Origin of the sequence: Sulfurospirillum diekertiae, assembly GCF_002309535.1 — a bacterium.
Taxonomy (GTDB): Bacteria; Campylobacterota; Campylobacteria; order Campylobacterales; family Sulfurospirillaceae; genus Sulfurospirillum; species Sulfurospirillum diekertiae.
The window spans coordinates 1,257,213-1,279,164 of sequence record NZ_CP023275.1 but is presented as its reverse complement, the minus strand read 5'-3'; the positions used below and the strand labels follow the sequence as shown (position 1 = coordinate 1,279,164).

General features: G+C 38.0%; 21 protein-coding genes, 1 other RNA gene and 1 riboswitch. Of the genes, 6 read left to right on the top strand and 16 right to left on the bottom strand.

The features are described from left to right. Positions 1-59 precede the first annotated feature (59 nt). Both SJPD1_RS06630 and SJPD1_RS06625 read left to right on the top strand, forming a co-directional pair. The gene (locus tag SJPD1_RS06630) at positions 60-1,886 is read left to right on the top strand and encodes an ABC-F family ATP-binding cassette domain-containing protein (protein WP_096046518.1); all 1,827 of its coding nucleotides are present in this window, start codon (positions 60-62) and stop codon (positions 1,884-1,886) included. A 39-nt stretch (positions 1,887-1,925) separates the two neighbouring features. Continuing rightward, complete coding sequence (locus tag SJPD1_RS06625) at positions 1,926-2,225, top strand: hypothetical protein (RefSeq protein ID WP_087438510.1); 300 nt, start codon at positions 1,926-1,928, stop codon at positions 2,223-2,225. 3 nt (positions 2,226-2,228) lie between these two features. Here the strand turns inward: SJPD1_RS06625 and SJPD1_RS06620 are convergent, their stop codons facing one another. From SJPD1_RS06620 to SJPD1_RS06590, 7 genes are all read right to left on the bottom strand, one after another. Then, a complete protein-coding gene (locus SJPD1_RS06620; protein WP_096046517.1) occupies positions 2,229-2,969 on the bottom strand; it encodes an MBL fold metallo-hydrolase in 741 nt (246 codons plus the stop codon). Between the two features lie 38 nt (positions 2,970-3,007). Next, positions 3,008-4,102, bottom strand: a complete 1,095-nt coding sequence (locus tag SJPD1_RS14885; RefSeq protein WP_096046516.1) for a methyl-accepting chemotaxis protein — start codon at positions 4,100-4,102, stop codon at positions 3,008-3,010. Between the two features lie 292 nt (positions 4,103-4,394). Further along, on the bottom strand, positions 4,395-4,910 hold the full coding sequence (locus SJPD1_RS06610; protein ID WP_087438507.1) for a ferritin-like domain-containing protein: 516 nt from the start codon (positions 4,908-4,910) through the stop codon (positions 4,395-4,397). Positions 4,911-4,980: 70 nt separating this feature from the next. After that, positions 4,981-5,787 (bottom strand): hydroxyethylthiazole kinase, encoded by an 807-nt coding sequence (gene thiM / locus SJPD1_RS06605; protein ID WP_096046515.1) that lies wholly within the window; start codon positions 5,785-5,787, stop codon positions 4,981-4,983. Further along, positions 5,766-6,977: a putative hydroxymethylpyrimidine transporter CytX gene (cytX, locus tag SJPD1_RS06600; RefSeq protein ID WP_096046514.1), complete on the bottom strand. Its 1,212-nt coding sequence runs from the start codon at positions 6,975-6,977 to the stop codon at positions 5,766-5,768. The genes thiM and cytX overlap by 22 nt, the downstream gene beginning before the upstream one ends. After that, the gene (gene thiD / locus SJPD1_RS06595) at positions 6,974-7,777 is read right to left on the bottom strand and encodes a bifunctional hydroxymethylpyrimidine kinase/phosphomethylpyrimidine kinase (RefSeq protein WP_096046513.1); all 804 of its coding nucleotides are present in this window, start codon (positions 7,775-7,777) and stop codon (positions 6,974-6,976) included. Before thiD ends, cytX begins: the two co-directional genes overlap by 4 nt. Positions 7,778-7,874: 97 nt before the next feature. Continuing rightward, a riboswitch (TPP riboswitch) is annotated at positions 7,875-7,984 on the bottom strand. A 41-nt stretch (positions 7,985-8,025) separates the two neighbouring features. Continuing rightward, on the bottom strand, positions 8,026-8,625 hold the full coding sequence (locus tag SJPD1_RS06590; protein WP_096046512.1) for a GGDEF domain-containing protein: 600 nt from the start codon (positions 8,623-8,625) through the stop codon (positions 8,026-8,028). Positions 8,626-8,674: 49 nt separating this feature from the next. Between SJPD1_RS06590 and SJPD1_RS06585 the strand changes: the two genes are divergently transcribed. Further along, positions 8,675-8,935, top strand: a complete 261-nt coding sequence (locus SJPD1_RS06585; RefSeq protein ID WP_096046511.1) for a helix-turn-helix domain-containing protein — start codon at positions 8,675-8,677, stop codon at positions 8,933-8,935. Here SJPD1_RS06585 and SJPD1_RS06580 read toward each other — a convergent pair. The 5 genes from SJPD1_RS06580 to SJPD1_RS06560 all read right to left on the bottom strand — a co-directional run bounded on the left by SJPD1_RS06580 (position 8,932) and on the right by SJPD1_RS06560 (position 15,504). Then, the gene (locus SJPD1_RS06580; protein ID WP_168171339.1) at positions 8,932-11,871 is read right to left on the bottom strand and encodes a cache domain-containing protein; all 2,940 of its coding nucleotides are present in this window, start codon (positions 11,869-11,871) and stop codon (positions 8,932-8,934) included. The genes SJPD1_RS06585 and SJPD1_RS06580 overlap by 4 nt on opposite strands. Before the next feature lie 10 nt (positions 11,872-11,881). Beyond that, entirely contained in the window at positions 11,882-13,069 is a 1,188-nt protein-coding gene (locus tag SJPD1_RS06575) for a cation:proton antiporter (RefSeq protein ID WP_096046509.1), read from the bottom strand. 27 nt (positions 13,070-13,096) lie between these two features. Next, positions 13,097-13,502, bottom strand: an RNA gene (gene rnpB, locus SJPD1_RS06570) — RNase P RNA component class A. A 12-nt stretch (positions 13,503-13,514) separates the two neighbouring features. Further along, positions 13,515-14,600, bottom strand: coding sequence for a tRNA pseudouridine(13) synthase TruD (truD, locus tag SJPD1_RS06565; RefSeq protein WP_096046508.1), 1,086 nt, complete (start codon positions 14,598-14,600; stop codon positions 13,515-13,517). 79 nt (positions 14,601-14,679) lie between these two features. After that, positions 14,680-15,504 carry a thiamine-phosphate kinase gene (locus SJPD1_RS06560; RefSeq protein ID WP_096046507.1) on the bottom strand — a complete coding sequence of 275 codons (825 nt, stop codon included), beginning with the start codon at positions 15,502-15,504 and terminating at the stop codon, positions 14,680-14,682. A 155-nt stretch (positions 15,505-15,659) separates the two neighbouring features. Between SJPD1_RS06560 and SJPD1_RS06555 the strand changes: the two genes are divergently transcribed. The 3 genes from SJPD1_RS06555 (at position 15,660) to SJPD1_RS06545 (ending at position 17,722) form a co-directional block, all read left to right on the top strand. After that, positions 15,660-16,337, top strand: coding sequence for a DUF5644 domain-containing protein (locus SJPD1_RS06555; RefSeq protein WP_096046506.1), 678 nt, complete (start codon positions 15,660-15,662; stop codon positions 16,335-16,337). A gap of 10 nt (positions 16,338-16,347) precedes the next feature. Beyond that, complete coding sequence (locus SJPD1_RS06550; protein WP_096046505.1) at positions 16,348-17,193, top strand: HdrB C-terminal domain-containing protein; 846 nt, start codon at positions 16,348-16,350, stop codon at positions 17,191-17,193. A 136-nt stretch (positions 17,194-17,329) separates the two neighbouring features. Beyond that, positions 17,330-17,722: a class II SORL domain-containing protein gene (locus SJPD1_RS06545; RefSeq protein ID WP_096046504.1), complete on the top strand. Its 393-nt coding sequence runs from the start codon at positions 17,330-17,332 to the stop codon at positions 17,720-17,722. Between the two features lie 74 nt (positions 17,723-17,796). On the opposite strand, the gene SJPD1_RS06540 is transcribed toward SJPD1_RS06545, so the two are convergent. From SJPD1_RS06540 to SJPD1_RS06525, 4 genes are all read right to left on the bottom strand, one after another. Then, a complete protein-coding gene (locus SJPD1_RS06540) occupies positions 17,797-18,627 on the bottom strand; it encodes an SIR2 family protein (protein WP_096046503.1) in 831 nt (276 codons plus the stop codon). Further along, positions 18,614-20,011 (bottom strand): sigma 54-interacting transcriptional regulator, encoded by a 1,398-nt coding sequence (locus SJPD1_RS06535; protein ID WP_096046502.1) that lies wholly within the window; start codon positions 20,009-20,011, stop codon positions 18,614-18,616. The genes SJPD1_RS06540 and SJPD1_RS06535 overlap by 14 nt, the downstream gene beginning before the upstream one ends. An 83-nt stretch (positions 20,012-20,094) precedes the next feature. Further along, positions 20,095-20,304 carry a putative nitrogen fixation protein NifT gene (nifT, locus tag SJPD1_RS06530; RefSeq protein ID WP_087438491.1) on the bottom strand — a complete coding sequence of 70 codons (210 nt, stop codon included), beginning with the start codon at positions 20,302-20,304 and terminating at the stop codon, positions 20,095-20,097. Positions 20,305-20,314: 10 nt separating this feature from the next. Next, positions 20,315-21,952, bottom strand: a complete 1,638-nt coding sequence (locus SJPD1_RS06525; protein ID WP_096046501.1) for an FAD-dependent oxidoreductase — start codon at positions 21,950-21,952, stop codon at positions 20,315-20,317.

Below are 21,952 nucleotides of genomic sequence, written 5' to 3'. Positions count from 1 at the left end.
TTTATAATACCACGCACTTCTTCTTGAAGAAAAAATTTTACATGTAATGAGTTTGACCTATGATTCAAGTCACTAATCTTTCTAAACACTTTGGTGTACAAACCCTTTTTGAAAATATCAGTTTCACCCTTGCCCATGGCAATAAAATAGGCTTTGTTGGGCGTAATGGTTCAGGAAAATCCACCCTTTTTAAAATTCTTTTAGGAGAAGAAGAAGCCGATTCTGGTGATATTCTTATCCCTAAAAACTACACGATTGGAACGCTCAGACAACACATTCTTTTTACCCATAAAACGGTACGTGAAGAGTGTGCTTCTGCACTGCATGGTGATGAAGCGTTTGATCTTTACAAAATCGAAAAAATGCTTTTCGGACTTGGTTTTTCGCAAGAAGATTTAGACAAAGATCCTATGAATTTTTCAGGCGGCTATCAAATTCGCCTTAATTTAGTCAAACTACTTGCCACAAACCCCTCTTTACTCCTTTTAGATGAACCGACCAACTACCTTGACATTATTTCAATGCGTTGGCTCCAAACGTTTCTCAAAGAGTTTAAAGGTGAGATTATTTTGATTACCCATGATCGTGATTTTATGGATGCTGTCACCACGCATACTATGGGACTGAGGCGAAAAAGCTTGATGATCGTTGAGGGCAACAGCTCAAAATACTATGCAAAATTAGAAGAAGACGATGAGCGTTATCTTAAAACCAAAGCCAATTTAGATAAAAAACGTGCCGAACTTGAAGATTTTGTGACACGGCAGAAAGCACGTGCATCTAAAGCAGTCATGGCACAAAGTAAAGCAAAACAGCTTGAAAAAATGGGCGAAATGGATGATCTTGAGGTCGAAAGTAGCCTTCACTTTTCGTTTAACTATAAAAAAACGCCTGCTAAAATCATGCTTGAAGCAAAAGATGTCGGCTTTGGATATGATCCAGCCCACCCTCTTTTTCAAAATCTCTCTTTTAAATTGGAAAAAGGAAAATGTCTTGCCATCATTGGTAAAAATGGTAAAGGTAAATCAACGCTTCTTAACGTGATAGCAGGAGAATTACCGCTCCAACAAGGTACTCTTTCGTTTCATCCTGAAACAACCTTTGCACATTTTGGACAAACCAATATTCAAAGACTCAATCTTAAAAATAGCATTATAGATGAGATTTATGAAGTAGATCCACTCCTAGGCATTACGCGTGTTCGTGCTATCTGTGGTGGCATGATGTTTAGCGGAAAGATGGCAGAAAAAGAGATTAGTATTCTCTCTGGAGGCGAACGCAGTCGTGTAATGCTAGGCAAAATCATCGCAACACCGGCGAATCTTCTCTTTTTGGATGAGCCAACCAACCACCTTGATATGTACTCCATCGACTCTCTATGCGAAGCGATCAAAAACTTTGAAGGTTCTACCATTTTAGTCACGCACTCGGAAATGATGCTTCGAGAACTCGCCGATGCTCTCATCATTTTTCATCACGATAAAGCGGAATTTTTTGATGGCAATTATGATGAATTTTTAGAGAAAATTGGTTGGGAAGAAGAGATCGATGTGGCACCTAAAAAAGTAGTCTCAAATGACTACAATGAAAGTAAGAAACTGCGTGCGAAACTGATTCAGGAACGTAGTTCCAAACTTTCTCCGCTCAAAAAACAGATTGATCAGTGTGAAGCAAAAATCATAAAACTTGAAGAGGGCATCAAAGCAAAAAACGATGCACTGATTGCATGTTCTTCTGGAAATGATATTGGCGAACTAGGACGACTTTCTAAAGAAATAAAGAGCGATGAAGAGTCACTTGAAAAACTTTATGAGCAGTTTGAAACGTTACATGTAAACCATGATACCCTTTTTGATACTTACGAAATACAATTGAAAAACATTTAAAATTAGTGTAGAATTGCAGAAAAAGCAAAGGTAAAAAGTATGCGTGACTTAAAAGAACTCCTCCTTGAAAGCGGTTGTTCGAGTGAATTTATTCTTGATGCAATGCGTTTTGAACACCTCTTTACCGGTGATATTGATGCGTTCCTCGACAAAGTTGAAGATATTTTAATGAATGAAGAAGAGTACGAAGAAGACCTAGAGGATGATGACGATTTAGATGAAGATGAAGACGACCCCATCTATCAAAGTGACTATAACTACGATGGCAATGAAGATAACATCTACTTTGAAGATGAAGATGGCGAAGAAGCTTTTGACGATGATGAGGATGAAGAATAATCTTCACACCTCGACCGCAAATCCTTGTTCAATATAAGGATATTTCAACCTTATTTTCTTTACATGTAAAGGGAGTAAGGTTTTACAACTCGCATGAATGAGATAGCCGTTTTTTGGACTAATACTCTCAATATATTCCCCTGCACTTTCCCAATTCAAATGTTTATTGGAAGCAAACCATGGCGTATACGCCGCATCTAAAAAAAGATGGTCAATTTTTTGAGCTTTCAGATAAGCAAGTGATTCCGAGGAAATGCTCGCACAATCCGTCAAATACGCTACAACACCTTTACATGTAAAGATCACGTAGCCATGTGTCAGCTTAGAGTGCAACAGTGGAACTGCTACAATTTTCACACCTTCTATTTCTATAGTTTCAAACGGTTGAAGAACTTGATAATTGATGGAGTCTTTATGAATAAAAAGGTCACCAAATCCTTGTCTATCATCAGGAATATAGCACGTAATGGCGTCCACTGATTTGCGAAGACGAATGAGACCTAAACAGTGATCGGCATGAAAATGAGTGAGAAAAACGGCTCTGATACGTGTTGTATTAAACCGATCACATAAGAGGTCATACCCAGCATCAAACAAAATAACACTGCCATCATCCAGTTCTAAATAAGCACTTGTGGAGCGATTGCTCACCCCTTTTTGCCTTGCTGCCTCACACATCTCACAGTGACACTGATGCAGAGGAATTCCCCCGGTATCTGCCGTTCCTAGAAGCTCGAATTTCACATTATTGCCTTATTAAAAAATGTGAAATTATACAAAAATTACTGTTTCTTTTCTAAAAGCATTTGATTGAGTAACTCAAAGAGCTTAACAGAAGCCTTTTCAGCCTCTTTAAAATAATTAATAACCAAAGAAGGATCGTTAGAGCACGTCCCTTCTTTGACACACATAATCGCTTTATTAACCGACTCATGAACGATTTTATGGGGTTCATCAAGACCTTTATAGCCAGCTGTATTTTGGAAATTTTCTTTACCAATACCGGCATACCATTTGCCTAAACGGCAATTATAATGATCTGACATAACCTTGTGTTCTGCATCAAAAATAGCACCATAACCGTTAGTTTTAAAGAACATATGATCTAACTTAGCAAGTGCGACAAAAATTGCATACGATATATTGGAAGAGTCATTTTGAATATCTACCGCACTGGTTTGAATCTTTTGTAACTCTTGTTTAAACGTTTCTATATGCTGATTTGATGCTAAAGCAACACTTTCAACCTCTTCATTTTGCTTAAACATAGAGCCTGCATTTTGTTTCAAAACATTGATGTTCATCTCAACTTCTGAAGTTGCCTTTTGCGTTCGCTCTGCAAGTTTTCGGACTTCATCCGCAACGACCGCAAAACCACGACCATGCTCCCCCGCACGCGCAGCCTCAATGGCAGCATTAAGCGCTAAAAGATTGGTTTGATCAGAAATATCTTTAATAAGATTGATCACACTCGAAATTTCATCCACACTGTGATGGAGATTTTCAGCAAGTTGCCTTGATTCGCTAGCAGATTCATTGATATGTGTCAGTGAAGCAATGAGCTCAGAAGTCGTTGAATCAAGTGTAGAAATGGTAGAAACCGTCGCTTCACTCATATCAACGATCTCTTTGGATGCCTCTAAATTCTGTTCAATATCTTTTTGAATTTCGCTGATACCTTTTTTACAGCCTCCCAGCATACTACTGTTTAACTCTTGAAAAAGATTATTCCCGTGTAATAAACTTTTGTTTTTTTCATTTTGTTCTGTTAATTTTTCAATCTCTGCTTTAAGCGAAAGAATTTCATTGTGTAAGCTTTCATTTTCTTTACTTAAATTTTTATTTGCCTCTTCCAAAATTCTACTATTGCCAAACACAAGTGCCCCTTATTCTATTTTAGTTATTTTTTAGCATTATATACACTAAAAACGTATAATCCTAACATAATAATATTCATGCTATCTGAGTATTTAAAGAATGATAAAAAAAAGTCATATTAAGATTCATAAATGCAGCATAACGTAACGAAATAACATAAAAAGTTTACAGTGAAACTATACTTTTAGAGTAAAGAGGAGAGGTATTTGTTAAGTAAAATAAGTGAGGTATGAAGTTTTCAACTAAAATCATTCATACCTGCACCCTTTAAAGAAGTGTTTTAAGAGTAGCCTATTGCATTGATTTTTTAAGATCGCTGATAAATTCGGTAATGTCATCGTGCAAGTTTTGAAGATCTTCTTCGTGCATAACTTCATCCGCTAAGATTTGAGAGACCATGTCGTAGGTAACGATGTCTTTGTTGCGTGTCAAATCAACGATACTTGAGTAAGTGGCAATAGCGCATTGCTCGCCTTTAATCGCATCATTTAAAACGGCTACGACATCAAAATCATTAGGCGCATCGTATCCACAATTCGTCTGTTTGAGCCAATCTGCAGGATGAAGAAGAGGTGATCCTCCAAGCTGAATAATACGATCAGCTACCATCGTGGCATGACGAAGTTCATCAGCAGCATGTTGTACTAATTCAGCGATTGCCGCATCTTTCATCAAACCTTTGACCACTTTTGCTTCAATGAAATACTGATAGTATGCCAACCACTCATCCGCATACGCACGATTGAGCGTTGTGATAATCTCTTGAACCTCGATCCCTTTGATAATTGAATTTCCAACTCTTGCCATGACTGACTCCTTTGAGGTAATGGAACAATCTTACAGTAGAAAAACTAAACTATATATTAAATAATAATTTTTATTGTTTAATCAAGCTTATATTACATTTATCAAAAATAGTTTTCACATCCATTTGACTGATAGCATCAATTAATGACGTATGAAATGTTCCCAATCCTCTGCTTTTTTCAGCCACTTCACCAGCTATAGACATCGTTAAAATACCTGCGACAGCACTACCTAAGGCATTTTTAGAAGCGCCCATAAAACTCCCAATGAGTGAGGTGCTCATGCAACCCGTACCTGTTAGTTGCGTTAATGCAATAGTGCCATTGTCTAGGGCATAGCAAACTTTACCATCGGATACCATGTCAGTTTTACCCGTAATCGCAATCACACAGTTTAGTTTTTGTGCCAAATTCAAAGCGATTTTAGCGCCATCGCTCTCTTCTTCTAGAGAGTCAACCCCTGCACTCTTCGCTTCAAGTCCTGCAATCGTTTTGATCTCCGCCATATTGCCCCGAATCACGCTAAAAGAGATCGCCTTCATAAGTTTAGCGACACTCTCATGACGAAAAGAAGTCGCTCCGACACCAACAGGATCAAGCACAACGGGAATCCCTTTGGTATTTGCTGCGCGTCCTGCTTTTAACATGGAAGTGATGGTACGCTCATTCGCCGTTCCAATATTTAAAACCAGCGCATCGCAAATACCCACCATCTCTTCAACTTCGCTGAGCTCATCAGCCATAATCGGTGAAGCACCAATGGCTAAAACAACATTGGCGCAATCATTGACTGTTACATAATTGGTAATATGATGAATAAGCACACGCCTTGCTTGTAGCGCTTTAAATACTTCGTTTAGTTGCTCTTTAATGTCCATGATGCCATAACCTTTTTTGTAATGATAAAAATAATGCTTGTTGCCAGCATCGTTGGAAGGGTTGAACCTAATGGAAGATCAAGCGTCATCATCCAATAATACAAGCCAACGCCTATAACCCAAACGATCAATGCGCCTACATGTAAAGCCAACGTGGGCTCAATTTGCACTTTTTTAAAGATAAAATAATCACTCAACAGTATCGCAAAGAGTGGTCCAAACACAGAACCTATCGCGTACAAAAAGGTTTCGTACTCCTCAATAGGCATCATAAGCGCCACGACCAATCCTAGTAGTGCCATCACAAAAGCAATTTTACGCTCACTCATTTTTGGAAAAATATTGGTAAACGTGACACCCGCTGAGTAGGCATCTAAAAAAGTAGTGGTAATAGTGGAGAGAAGTACGATGCCAAGAGCGGCAAAACCTAAATGCAGTGCCATCATCATCGTTCCCACACTGGCATCCTGAGCATAAAGGGCAATGGCTAGACCAATGGCATACATCAAAGAACTTCCTATAAAATAACCCGTAAAACTGCCGATGAGTCCACTTTTCTTGCTCTTTGAAAAACGTGTATAGTCAGAAATGAGTGGTAACCACGAAAGTGGCATAATGACGCTGAGTTCGAGCGCAGAGCCAAAACTCATCTCACCCGAGGGCATTACATGTAAAATGCTTCCCTCCTGAAAAACCACGCCACACAAAATCAATGTGAGTGCAAAGAGAAGCACAACTGCCACGACATTGAGCTTTTGAAAGCCCACTTTTCCAAGCCAAATCCAAAGCCCTATCAAAATGCCAATGGCTATCGCCCACGTGTTGATGCTATCAAATCCAAACAAACTAATGCCAAGCTCATTGGCAGCTCGTCCACCTGAAATGATCATCACCGCTGTCCAGCCGATGAGTTGAAGTACATTGAGAAGTGAAAAAAGATAAGAGCCATAACGCCCAAAGGAGATGCGTGTGGACATGATGGCAGGAAGTTTACTTTTGGCTCCAATATAACCACCCAAAATCAAAATCATACCGCCGATAAGATGCCCTAAAAGAATCGCTTTTAAACCTTCGATAAACCCAAGCGGTGCTAAAAGTCCACCCGTAAAAATCTCTGCCATTGAAACTGCCGCACCAAACCAAAGTGCAAAGAGTCCAAACCCGCTTAAACTTGTTTTTTCTTCCATCATGACTCAATCCCTGCTTTTGTGTAAAGTGCGTAAAAATGATGCACTGGACCCACGCCATGCCCTAGTTTAAATCCATGCGTGATTGCCTCGGTGATATACGCTTTGGCTTCCTCAACCGCTGCCTTTACATGTAAACCCTTTGCAAGGTTAGCAGCAATAGCGGATGAGAGAGTACACCCCGTTCCATGCGTGTTAATCGTCTCTAACCGTTTGGAGTGCAAAAGATGGAACACTTCACCATCGTAAAGGACATCTGTCGCATCGTTTTCCAAATGCCCTCCTTTAACCAGCACGTATTTACAACCCAGTTTATGCAGATCAAGGGCGGCTTTTTCCATCAACTCAATCGTGTCGATCTTATAACCTACAATCACTTCTGCTTCAGGAAGATTGGGGGTAATAAGCGTAGCCATCGGTAAAAGAATTTCAATGAGTGCCTTTTTGGCTTCGGGTTGTAAAAGATCATACCCACTTTTGGAAATCATGACTGGGTCGATGACAAGCGGCGGTAAGGAGTATTTTTTAAGCGTTACTGCAATGGTCTCAATCGTTTCAGGTCTGGAGACCATACCAATTTTGATCGCATCTACATGAATGTCGTCAAAAATCGCTTCGATTTGATGAGCAATCACCGAAGGACTGATGTCTTGAACGTCAAAAACACCTTGGGTATTTTGCGCGGTAATGGCAGTTATAACACTCATGCCATACGTTCCATTGGCACTAAAAGCTTTTAAATCGGCCTGAATACCCGCACCACCACAGCTGTCTGAACCTGCTATGGTTAAACAATGTTTCATACATTTTCCTCGTAAAATAGATTGGTTTGCTTTTACATGTAAGCTTTACATGTAAAGATAAAAGAGATCGTGGGAGGATGTAAAAAAGAGGATGTGTGTTGGTTTGATTGAGCTTTCCTACGCTGGCATTACCCAGATCAGGTCACAAGGATCAAAGAATCACCATTCTTTATCTCAGCTGGTTTACCAGCCCTCCTAGCACGAACTATTAAGGACAATTGTACTCTGATTTATTGGTTTTTTCAAGCTTAATAAAACTCGATGCGGTTGCGTCCCTTACTTTTCGCTAAATAAAGCGCATTATCTGCATATTCTATTACATTTAGAAGTGGTGTAAATGTGCTAAAAAGGCATATTCCCATACTCAATGTTACTGAAAAGTCATATATTTTATGTTCTTCAAGTTTAGATTGGATGCGTGTAGCAATCATATGAATATCTTTTCTGGAGATAAAAGGAAAAAAGACAATAAACTCATCACCACCATAACGGGCAAAAATATCATCCTCTCGTAAGTTTTCATTAATTTGCTTTACCGTATATTTCAAAACATCATCACCTAAAAGATGCCCATAGGTATCATTAATCTGTTTAAAATTGTCAATATCAATCATCATGACAGCTGAGGTATTTTTTTGGTGAATGATCTTAAAATGATAGTTAACGATCTCCAAAAAATAACGTCGATTAAATATTTGTGTTAAGTCATCGTATTGACTTAACTGTTCTAATTGAATGTTATGTAACTTTAATGCACATACTTTCTTTTTATAGTAAAAATATAGTGCGGTCATAAAAATGGCTAATACTACAATAACAAGTTCATAAAGCGTCTCTTGATCCATCATTCATTTTTACCAAAAAATTGATTTTAAATATTCACTATAGGGAAATAAAATGCTTATGTACAAAGAGTTTACAAAAGATGAAATTGAAGATTTTTATCGATGCATTGCACATAATGTTCAACGAATACGCAAAATGAAAAAAATTACACAACTGGACTTAGCCCTCACGATTGGACATAAATCTGTCAGCACAATTGCTAAAATTGAAGCTGGACTAGAAAATAAACATTATAACATTGAACATCTTTATAAAATTGCAGCAGTTTTAGAAGTCGATATCTGTGAATTTTTCATACCGCCTAGCATCTAAAAATGTATTTTAATCCAAGATTTGAGATCACTAAGGCTTAATGGTTTTGCATACAAATACCCCTGTCCTTGCTTGCATCCATGTTCCGCCAAATAATCCTCTTGATCTTTATGCTCAATACCTTCTGCTAAAGTCGTAATATTCATATTTTGAGCTAAATTAATGATGGAATTTACAATCGCGCAGGCATCCTCTTGTTTTGGAATATCTTTCACAAAAGACATATCGACTTTAAGCTTATTGATGGGCAGTTTTCTTAAATAACTTAACGAAGAATACCCTGTACCAAAATCATCAATAGCAATACTAAGTCCTAATGTTTGCATCTCTCTTAAGAGTGTTATCCAACGTTCGGGATCATGCATGATGAATGATTCCGTTACTTCCATCTCAACGATTTTGGGATCAATCTTTGTCTCATTCAAAGTCTCTTTAAGTGTTCTTAAAAAATCGCTGAATTCGATTTGGACACCCGAAATATTAATGGAAACCGTACCCTTGAAAAGCCCCTCTTCATGCAAGGCAACCACATCATAACATGTCTGCTTCAAAATCCATGCTCCAATTTCAACAATGAGCCGTGTCTCTTCTGTAAAAGCAATAAAACGTCCTGGCGGTAAGATGCCTTCTAAGGGGTGATTCCATCTTAAGAGTGCTTCAAGACCAATAAGCTCATGTGTTTTAAGATCGATTTGTGGTTGATAATAAACCATAAATTGATTCTCTTTAATCGCTTCACGTAAGGCATTTTCCATACCGATACGCTCGTAAGACGCCACTGTCATCTCCATCGTATAAAAGAGATATGTATTTTTACCAGCATCTTTGGCTTTATACATGGCAGCATCTGCATTTTTAATCAACGCTTCCCCATCGGCTCCATGCTCGGGATAAATACTGATACCGATACTGGCAGAAAGAAAGAATTTTTGAGCTTTGTTGACAAATGGTTCTTCGAAAATCGTTTGAATTTTTGAAAGAATAATCTCAATTTCATGCTTTTCTTTGATATTTTCAACCAATAAAATAAACTCATCACCACCAACACGTGCCAGCGTATCGCAATGTCGAATTTTACCTCGAACACGCAAAGCAAACTGCTTTAGAATTTCATCACCATAAGAATGTCCAAAACTATCATTGATCTTTTTAAAGTTGTCTAGATCAAGAAAACAGACAGCAATCATGCCACCTTGGCGTTTACTGTTTTCGATCGCATGCGCAATACGATCACTCAAAAGTAATCGATTTGGAAGACCCGTTAGAACATCATTATGGGCTAAAAATTCTAGCTCTTTTTCAGAAGCCAACAATCGCTCTTCATTCGCTTGCTTCTCGGTATTGTCACGGGCAGAAACAACATAGGCAATCGGCAAAGCATCACCATCTTTCTCAAAATAAGGGAAATACTTAATATGTAAAAATCGCTTACCATAGGAAGAGAGAACCCACATTTCATGTTCAAAATTTTCACCCGATAATGCTCTATCGCTTAAATGTTTCAAGTCTTCAAGAAAATACTGTGTCCCATGTAACTCAGCCATAGTATGATGTAAAATCTCGTCTTGTTTTTTGTTGAAAAATTTCTGATACGCTTCACTGATGGCAAGATAAGTATAGTTACGATCAATTAACGCTAAAAAATCATCTGAACTTGAAACAATTTTTTTGTACTGCTCTAAATGTTTGTTGCTGAAAATTTTTGCTTCTAACATTGTATTGGCATGATTTGCAAGCTCTTCAAACTCATGAAATCGTACTTTAGAGAGATCAATATACTTGTCCTTATTGGCTAAAGAATCAAAAAAATCGATAAAAACAGCAAAATCTTTGCTAATTTTACGACCGACATAAAGATGTGAAATCCATGTAAGAACGCTCAATATCACTAACCATATCACGATGGTAAAAAAAGTATGTTGCATCTCTTTAGACATGGTATCACGCAATTTTGCGATCTCTTCATTCACATTTTTAAGATGAATTCCTGAACCAACATACCACTTCCAGCCATACAAAGGAACCACATAGCTCATTTTATCTTGCTTGGTACTATCAGGGGTAACGTATTCAACAAAACCACCCCCATCTTGAGCTTTGTGAATCAACTCTTGAACAAGATATTTACCATTATTATCCCGTAGATTGTAGGTATTTTCTCCTTGATTTGGACCAGCAATACTAATACCATCCCATGTTCCAATGAAAATATAATTGCCACTCTCTTCATTAAACAGTAAACGCTCTTTATCATTTGCAAGTTCTTCTTTGAGATCATGCTCTATATCTTCAAGATAGATGCCTGTTCCAATTACCCACCCATAAGGCTCAAAAAGTTTTACATAGGTGATTTTACGAAAAAGCTCTTTAGGATCATTTTGCGGTTTAGTCCAAAAATAGTCATCAAAGCCTTCTTTGTCATTGTGCGCAATGGTGAGTATCTGTTGAATCGATGAAGCCATATCATGATTTTCTAACGCGAGCATATTGTGACCTTCCATTTCTGGCTGATCCGCATTGAGAATTTCTACACCATCTAATCGTGTTATAAAATAGTAACCATTTTCATAGTGCAAAAATCTAAGTGTTTCTATAATTTTTTCTTGAATAAACGTTTGATCATGTGTTTGCTTGTATTTTTCATAAATCTGTGTCGCTATATCATAGGCGCGGTTAACACGCATTTGGATCAGTTTTTGATTTTTTGTATAAGCTTTATGACGCTCATTAATAATATGTTCTGTAAATTGATCCACTTGAGCAATTAAAATACCTTTTTGTGTTTCAATGTAGTGCTCTTGTAAATTGGTTGATTCACGCTCAAAAGCCATGCGTGCATTGTAGAAATTCAGTACAAAAAATATAATTGCAAAGGTTAAAAATAAAACCAAAGTGATAATATGAAAAAAACGGAAAACACTTATTTTTTGGCGCATCTTCATCCTATTATCCTTCGTTAAATTTTTCTTTATTTTGCTTATCATACCGTTTAAAAAGATACATCAAAATTTGGATTAGAGTCATAATAACAATACCTTCCATCAAAGCCGCCACAATAAAAGAAGCATACTCCTCACTTCCAATCGCACCATTTTTAACAGCAATCGTTGCAATAGCAACCAAGAAGGTTAAAGGCATCGAGTCACCAAGGCTAAAAAGAAAGGTACTACGAAGTCCCAAATAACTGTAATAAGCAGCAAATGAACTCGCAAGGCGTGCTCCTACCATTGCAATAACAATCCAAATCGCATGCATTAATATATGCGATGTAAAAACTATCTTTAGATCAAGTGTTGTTCCAACAAAAATAAAAAATAGAGGCACTAAAAAACCAAAACCAAACATAGAAAGCTGATGTGGAAGCTCTTTTTTATGTGCAAAAAAGTTAGAAATAAAAATACCTGCAATAAAAGCGCCTAAAACCATATCAATTTCAAGCCATTGCATCGTAGCAATCAACACAAAAAAGAGTGCCATACTAAAACGCAAACTTTGATGCATCGTATCGTTATTTGGCATAATAATTCGTTTAAGATTTGGGTACCACCAAAAGATAATTTTGAGCAATCGGTATAAAAAATATGAAGAAGTCAGAACCGCAATTAACATCAAAATACTTTTGAAAAAGCTCCACCCCAAACCATGCGTAATAGCGCCATCAAAAACGACAAGTGCTCCAATGCTTAAAAGCTCACCAATCACGCCAATGATTAACGAAAGCTCCAACCATTTATGCTCACGTCCATGTTCATTGATAAGGGCCATAATCATTCCAAGAGATACTATTGGAATTGCGACAATATAAACAGGTGAAAGACCGAATGAAAGGTATAAAATAAAAGAGATACTGTACAAACAGATAAAGTATAAAATAGCTTTTTTTAAAAAACGATCTCGATAGCGTATAAAACGCTGAATATCTATCTCTAACCCAGCCAAAAACATTAAGTAAAAAAAGCCAATTTTGGAGAGATTACGGAAGACTTCATTATCTACAGGTAAAAATCCAACCCATACGGCAAAAGAGCCTAGCAAAATTTCAACAACAGGAGTAGGAAGGCGAAAGACACGCGAAATAATAGGAGAAAGTACCATTAAAAGCACAACATGCGCCAAAAAGATAAGGTTTTCCAAAAAACATCCTTTTTTTAGGCTTTGTTGACAAAAGGTACAGCGATAAGCCGGGTTCTGTCGTGGGTGATTATTTATCTACGATCTATCTTGCGGTAGACCTCTAGCGAAGGGTTTATCGTGTATGAGACCAAAACCATCCCTTCTTGCTGCAGGTTGGGTTTACATAGCTGCTTTAATTACTTAAAGCACTGGTGGGCTCTTGCCCCACCGTTTCACCTTTTCCATTAAACCGTCTTCTTGGAGACAAGCAAAGCTCGTCTCCAATTCCTCTCACTAAAGCTATGCTTTCGCAAGAGGGGCTTGATGGTAGTTTACTTTCTGTTGCACTAATCCCTTAGGTTACCCTAGCCGTCCGTTAGACGGAACCATGTCTCATATGCAGCCCGGACTTTCCTCTTAAGAGAAACTCTCAAGCAATCACCTACTGTACCTTTTGAAGATCAGATTATAGCGAAACTTTTATTAGCTCTTCTATAATTACCGTTGCATACGAGCCTTTAGGCAAAGAAAAGTGCATTTCGAACCATGCCTCTTCCTCTTTATAAACGCCCTCAACCTCTTCCGCAAAGCTCCATGCAAAACGTCGGCTTCCATTGAGTTTGTCCAAAAAAGGTTCACACTCTTCAAAGATTTGCTTTTCAATGACACCTGCTTCATACTCTGCTCGGATATTTTTACCACCGAGTAACCAGCCTGCAATCGTAATGCCGTGTTCCAAAAAGCGAGGAAGTTCTTCTTCTACATTTTCACACACAAATGCTTTTCCTGCAGGATAATGATGCAATACATCGCCATGAAGCAGTTTAAAAAATTGTGGCTGTTTTTTAAGACTTTCGACCATCTCTTTGGGCAAATTCGTCGCTCTTGTTGCATCTGCGACATTAAACTCTTCGATCAAACGGCTGATCTCAATGCGCTTAGAAAGCCATGTATTGAAAAGATAACTCTGATACGCATTGATAAAAAACTCTTTCATTTTAGGATTGCGCTCTTTACGTTTTCCCTCTAAGATGGCTTTTCCTTTAATATAATTATCGCCATCGATACCAAAGCGTTGATACCCAAAGAAGTTTGGAAAGCCCTCTTTGCTGATTTTTTTAAGTCCATCTTGTAGTTTTTTGGCGTCAATCGGATTGACTTTTTTCAGACGTATAAAAAAGCGGTTGCCTTTGAGATGTCCTGTACGAATCTTGTTGTTATGGTACGTTGTGTCCAGTATTTTGATCTTTTCATGGGTAAAGTTAGTAAGCTTTGGCTCAAAGTTTTTATGCAGTGAGATGTACTGTGTCGTCATGCCGTCTTTATCTTTAAGCCCCGCATAGCCAAAATCACGCACTTTGCATCCTGTCACTTCACTGAGATACTGAAGCATATCCCATGTTGTCATATCTTTTTTCCTTACATGTAAAACCAGATGCTCGCCCTCGCCGCTGAAAGGGTAAAGTGGAATTTCACTGACGACGAAGTCACTGCTGTTTTTAGTAAACATTGCATTAATCGGCGAATGGGTGAGAAAAAATTGTCTGTTCATAACTGTCCTTAAAATGTTTCTGCCTCAAAGAGGCTAGCTTTAGTTCCCTAGTGGTCAATGTAACTTTAGCGTATAAAAATCAAAAGTGGTGTTCTTTACAACGGCACACATAACGCTTGCGCACTGTTTTTCCTACAATCGTAATCGGTGTGCGTGTCTGTTTGGCAATACGTTCTACAATCTTTTTTTTACGTGCATCAAAACTAAAAAGCATCTCATACTCTTCCCCACTGCACAGCGTTCGCTTGGCCAATTTATGCTTTACATGTAAACCTAAATTTCCGCTAGCTTTAAGCAATCTGGAGAGGTCTTTGGAAAGACCATCAGAGATGTCCATGCCTGCATTAAGATGCTTAGAAGCTTTAGCGACAAAAGTTGCTTTTAACACAGGCTTCTTAAACCGTGAGTCTTTCCCTACATGACCTCCGCGCAACAGCCGTGTAAGTTCTTGATAAGAACGCCCTAGTGTTCCCGTAAAGGCAACCAAGTCTCCAAGCTTTGCGCCACTGCGGTAAAGCACCTTGGAAGGACGTTTGGCAATGATGGTGATGGAAATCATCAATTTATTCCCAGCAGTAGTATCTCCACCAATAATCTCAACCCCATACGCACGTGCTACATTTTGAAACCCTGTACTTAATTCGCGCAATTGTTCGTACGTAAAATGCTTTGGCATCACTATGCCAATAAGCACCCACTTAGGTTTCGCATTCATCGCAATCGCATCGGAAAGATTGACAAGCATACTTTTTTGCGCGATCTGTGTTAAACTCATCCATGAACGCTTAAAGTGAATATCTTCGCAAAACAGATCTTTTGAATAGACAAAATCCCCAACAACGGCACCATCATCGCCAATGTGTTGACTGGAAAATTCTGAGATAAAAAACGCCTCTTTTGACATAAGAGCCTCTTTGATTAAACTCTCCTATTGTAAGATGTTGTGCATTAAGAAGCCATTAGTCCCCTTCGTCACACGAAAATCACTTAAAATATTAGAGTTACACTTAAGTAATCTTGCGCTAAAATAGATCATATACCTAAAAGGAGTCCTCAATTATGGAGTGTAAACTCGAGCTGAGCGTCTTTCGCTTTGACGCTACAACGGATTTTTTACCTTATTATAAAAAGCATTTTATCACCATAGATAGAAGTAAAAATGTGAATGACCTTCTAGCACTTATTCAAATAGAAGATGGTAGTTTTGACTATCCAAAAGGTGATCTTGCGGCCCTTAAAATCAATGGAAAAGCCCTTTTTAGTCATGTCTCCATTGATGGCATTATCAACTCTTTTGGAAAATCACTGACGTTAGAGCCTCTCAATACCAAACATGTTACCAAAGATATGATCATCAATACCGGCAATTTTGACAAAAAATTTAAATTGCTTGAAGCTTTTGTTGAGACAAAAGACAAAGCACTGTACGATCAGTATATCATCTATTACTATGCTTCCAGTGTCCTTGAATTTGTAGAAGACTTTCAAGGTGACGCCCTTTTTGCGTTTGCCTACGATATGATCCAAAAACATCCTGATCGAAAACGTGAAATCCTAGAAATTGTTGCCAATGAACATACAGGTCTCTTTTTACATGTAAGATTGTGCAAGAAAATTTATCCTTGTGGTGCAGATGTTGAGAAAAAAATTACAGAGCTGAAAAATGAGGTGATGAAACACCGACCATTTGCAAACACGCTCGTTGAAAAATTTTCTCATCACATCGATCTTATGTAAGGAAACCATTATGAAAAGTTATCTTCTTTTTGATGCTATTATTCACCGTGAAAAAACTGCACCCTTAATTACATCCGCAAAAAAACTCATCGAATTTTTACAGATAGATGCCATCTCCTTCAAAGGGGCAAAAAATGATCTTGGAAGCGAATACATGGGACTTGATCGTCTCAAGTTTTTAGAGCATTATGCGTACAATCTTACATTGGCTGCTGAGCAAAAACGTGATATTCTCTGTTTTGAACAAAGTTCTCTTGTCTGCCATGCCCATGCCAAAGAGATTTTACTCAATGATTCTAATCTCAAATTTGAAATTGCATTGCGGTTGGAAAAGCACAATCTTTCTCTTAATCTCAATGCGAATGTCATTTCACTGGAAGAACTTCTTATCGAAGAGATAGGCACTGAAAAACTAGCTAGTTTACTCAAAAAACCATTTGAAAACTTTCAAACAGCTCTTTTCTTAGGCTCAAATTCTTGCCGTGCTAAAAAATACCGCAAAGAAGAGCTATTCACACAACTCCTTGATCTTATCAAACTCAAGCAAATTAAACATGCGAGTACGTTTGAAAGTGATGGTTTTGAAGTCTATGATGCGTCGCCTCTTTTGGCTAAAAAACTTGCTTCAAAAGTCATGCTCGATATGTTTGACAATGCTGCTGATTTTGTACTAGTGAGTGATGCCCGTAGCTTTATCATGTTTGATTTTTACCAAAAAGAGCTTGAAAAAATTGTAGGTCGAGAGATCGGCTTAAGTGTTTTAAGCCTTGCGGAACTACTACTCCTTGCTTTGGGCGAAACGCATAAAAAGAGCATTGGACTCGACCAGCACAAAGTTGCCATTACACTTATCTAAAACTTTCTTATGAGGGGGCAGAAACTTTCTGCTCCTTAAACAAATATAAATCAGACTTATTTTATCCCTTTCTTAAGAGACATTTGCATGAAAATGTAATATCATTTCATCACTAAATATTAAAAAGGAGTTATAAATGCCAAAAATCAATCGTTATGTTGATATTGACACTGTTGAGAGAGAAGCACGTAAAGATTACATCGATAGACACTCTCCATTTATTACCTGTAATGCTACGGCAAAACAAAATGCGCCGCTTAAAGTGACTGTAAAAGTTGGAAATGCGTATACTCATCCCGATGATTTTGATCATTACATTGCCAATATACAACTTTTCAATGGAGATGTACTGTTAGCACGTGCTGATTTTATTGCCGGAACCCTTGGTGGACAAGATAAAAAAGGACAAGCTGAAGTGACCTTTACCATCGTTCCAACAGGTAAAAAACTGAACCTTGTTGCACAAAGCTACTGTACAAAACATGGTGTTTGGGAAAGTGATCCTGTCGAAGTAACTGTCGAAGAATAATCTCTTTAGAACATCCGTGTAGTTTTCCAAGTTTTACTTGGAAAACTACAGAGAGTTTGCAAAACCCTCAAAACCTACTCTGCACTCTTTAGAAAAGCTTCTAACGAAGTGCTAAATTTTTCAATTTTATGAGATGTTAAAAACTTCTCTTCTTTTTTACTCATCTCTTCTTTATCATTCACCAAATAGCCACCACTCAATCCTAATGTGACTTCATTCGCCACCATTCTATAGGTATCACGATCAAAATCAATCCCTAAAAAAAGATAACTTTTGTCATTTTTGAAGGTTTTTAAAAAAGGAGGAAGGGCATAACCACCCATGGCCTCGGTAAGCCAATCCACAAAGTCTGCATCACTGATAATAAAGCTTTTTTCAGGAACGGTACATCCCAAAGGCTTAAAGAGAATGGGTAACATTTGGCTGAGCAACTCTTTATCCACACGTTTATACTCTTGACTGGAAGCCGTATACATGTACACCAAAAAGCGATCATACCCTGCCATAACGCGGCTCACACCTGTCACTAAAAAATGGTCTCTATCCGCATAAAGCTTCAAAAGCGAATCATCTAAATTAAGATCGATGACATAACGAGGCATTAATGTTTTAAGCCACGTATAGACTAAGGGCATAGGATAAGGTTTAAACGTAAAAATATGATTGGTCATCTGCTCAATATAAGGTCGTCCTTTACGTTGTTCCAAACTCATCGCAGCACGAGAATACTCATACATCAAGCGCTGAGACATAGCACGACCACCATTCAGACGTAAAATCATTGAATCACTATCAAATGGTATTTGCTCACCATCTTCTGTTTTAGTCTCTTTAAAGACACCCATCCCAATAAATGGAATCAAACGACCCTCTTTGATTTGTGCTTCTAATTCACTCTTCTTCACTCATGATCCTTCGTTGACACATCAATTTTTGATTAAAGGCTGGAAGCAGTAGTAACATCTCATCGGCAGTTATGCCATCTTCACTTCCCATAAGCACGATACGCTCAACCGTATTTTCAAGTTCTCGCACATTGCCAGGCCATGTATATTGACAGAGTATGTCCATCGCTTCATCGGTAATAACAACACGTTTTTTGTGGTTACTCATCGATTTTTGCAAAAAGAAATTGACCAGAAGGGGAATATCATCGCCACGCTCACGAAGAGCAGGTAAATCAATGGGAATGACGTTCAGACGATAATATAAATCTTCTCTAAACGTACCATTTTTAACCATTTCTTCAAGATTTCGATTGGTTGCGGCGACCAACCTAACATTCACTTTAACAGTCTTACTTCCACCCACACGTTCAAATTCACGCTCTTGTAAAACACGTAAGAGTTTCACTTGAGCAGAAGCAGAAATATCACCAATTTCATCTAAAAAGAGTGTTCCTCCATCAGCCAATTCAAAACGACCTTTACGTGCTTCTTTTGCATCGGTAAAAGCACCTTTTTCATGCCCAAAAAGCTCACTTTCAATGAGCGTATCGGTAATAGCGGCACAATTAAGTTTGACAAAAGGCTCATCACGACGTTTAGAACGTTTGTGAATAGCAGCAGCAACAAGCTCTTTGCCTGTTCCTGTCTCACCACGCACTAAAACGGTGACATTGCTCTCAGCAATACGTTCAACAACGTTATACACCATCTTCATTTTAGGACTTTCACCAATGATATCCCCAAAATTGTGTACTTTAGAATCCCACTCCATCTTATAGTAAAGTTTAAGCTCTTTTAAACGCTCTTTTTCTTTAAGATTGATGTCATGTGACCGAATAGATTGAGCAAAAATTGAACTTAAAATCGTTAAAACACGAATGGTACTTTCAAAATTAATGGCAGTTGTTTTGGTAATATTAGCACCCAATACTCCAATCACTTCTTGGTCAACCAACATCGGAACAGCAATATATGAAATGGCATTTTGATCACGATTTCCTGATTTATTCAGAAACATCATATCGTTATGTAAATTTTCTATGACGACAGGTTCTTTACTCTCGGCAGCGTATCCTGTAGCACCTTCACCCAATTTATAGGTGGCTAACTCTTTTTGATGTTTGCTAAAATCAATACCAGCATAAACCGTTAAAAGACTATCTTCACCCAGCGTATGAATCACACATTTTTCTAAATGTAATCTATTTTTTAAAATAAGTAATGCTTTTTCGAGCGAAGCAACTAAATCCAATGAGTTTGAAACGACAGTTGCTGTCTCATAGAGTGTCATGAGTTCTCTGGTAGTGAGGCAATCTCCACACTTAGCATCAAATTGAACCATTTTGCACTCCTTCATCTGTTTAAAATATTATACTTAAAGATGAGTCATTTATGCTCACCTTTTATGTTTATATTTTAATCAAATCAATCCGATAATTTCTTACAAACTTCCTCTTTCGGAAGACTTTTACGACCTGGCTGAATCCACCACGTTTCACCATTGCTTAGCACGACTTCGCCACCCCAATTTTCTTCTGAACTAAACTCAATTTTTGTAATTGTTTCTTCCATATCTTTCTTTGCGATATAAAAGCAGATTTCCCCATTTTCTTCTCTTAGCATTACTTTTGCCATTCATTTTTCCTTATGTTAAGATTTTTTTCAACCACTTGGTCAATCCACTCTCTTCGTAATGTACTTTAAAAAACCCTTTTTGAAGCTCTTTAATCAAAACATGATCTTTTCCCTCTTTACATGTAAAGGCAAAATCTTCTCTAAAATGTGCCCCTCTGCTCTCACGTCGTTGCATAGCGGAGAGAATAATCGCTTCAGAAAGTTCAAGTGCATTTCTAAGCTCTAAAATAGAGATAAGCTCTACATTATTGTGTTTGCCTTTATCAATACAATGCAGAGTATTGGACTCAAGACGTAAGTATTTCATATAATCAAATGCCTCTTGCAAGGAGTTTTCATTGCGAAAAATCCCTGCTTTATCAAACATAATTTTTCCTACAGAAATACGCATTGCATTGAAGTTTTTTGAACAATCTCCATCAAAAATACGTTGCACCAAATCCATATTTTTAATCACCACATTGTAATCAATGGGTAAGAACTCTTTATTAAACGCATACTCTCTCGCCTTTTTTCCTGCGAGTTCTCCAAAAACGGCTCCTTCTAAGAGTGAATTACCACCTAAACGATTGGCACCATGCACACCAAGTGCAGCGCATTCACCACAAATGAAAAGCCCTTTGACTTCACTTGAAGTCAACGAAGAAGCAATCCCTCCCATACTGTAATGCGCCACGGGTTTGATCTCTAAAAGCTCACAGGACAAGTCAACGCCAACTTGGGTATAAGCACTTTTGTATAAAGACGGAACACGTGTTTCTAAAATATCTTTGGAGATATGACGCATATCAAGATAAACTTTTTGACCTGATCTAATCTGCTCAAAAATGGCGCGTGCAAGTACATCACGAGTGCCAAGTTCATTGACGAAACGTTCACCTTCGCTGTTAACCAAATACCCACCTTCGCCACGTGCTGCCTCAGAGACTAGGTAACTGGTCTTTGCAAAACCCGTTGGATGAAACTGCACAAATTCCATATCTTTTAAACTCATGCCAGCGCGAAGCGCTATACTTAAAAGATCTCCCGTACAATCTTGTGCATTGGTACTAAACCCCCTGTAAATTCCAGCATAGCCACCACCTGCAAAGACAACCGCTTTGGCAGGATAAACGGTTACGGTAGAGTCTAGTTTTTTAAGCGCAACCACCCCACTGACATACTCTTCTATTTTCGTAATATCCATCACAAAATGATTGACTAAAAAATCAACGCCTACTAGTTTTGCTTTTTTAATGAGTGCTTGAGTAATGGCTGAACCGGTACTATCACCGACAAAACAGGTGCGTTTGGAACTTCCGCCACCAAAACTGCGTTGTAAAATTTTTCCCTTTTCATCACGATCAAACGCGACACCATATGCTTCTAATTTTTTGATAATCAAAGGTGCTTGATGACAAAGATAACTAATTGCTTTTTTATCTCCCAGCTCTTTAGAGCTTTTCATCGTATCTTCGATGTGTTTTTGAATTTCTACCTCATTTTTTTCATCTAAAACAGCATTAATGCCACCACTGGCAACGGCACTGTTAGATTTAAAAATATTGCTTTTGGTAATGATGGCGACACTGTTCGTTTCACTTTTTGCTTCGATTGCCGCCATGAGACCCGCGATCCCTGAGCCAATTACGACTACATCATATGTCAT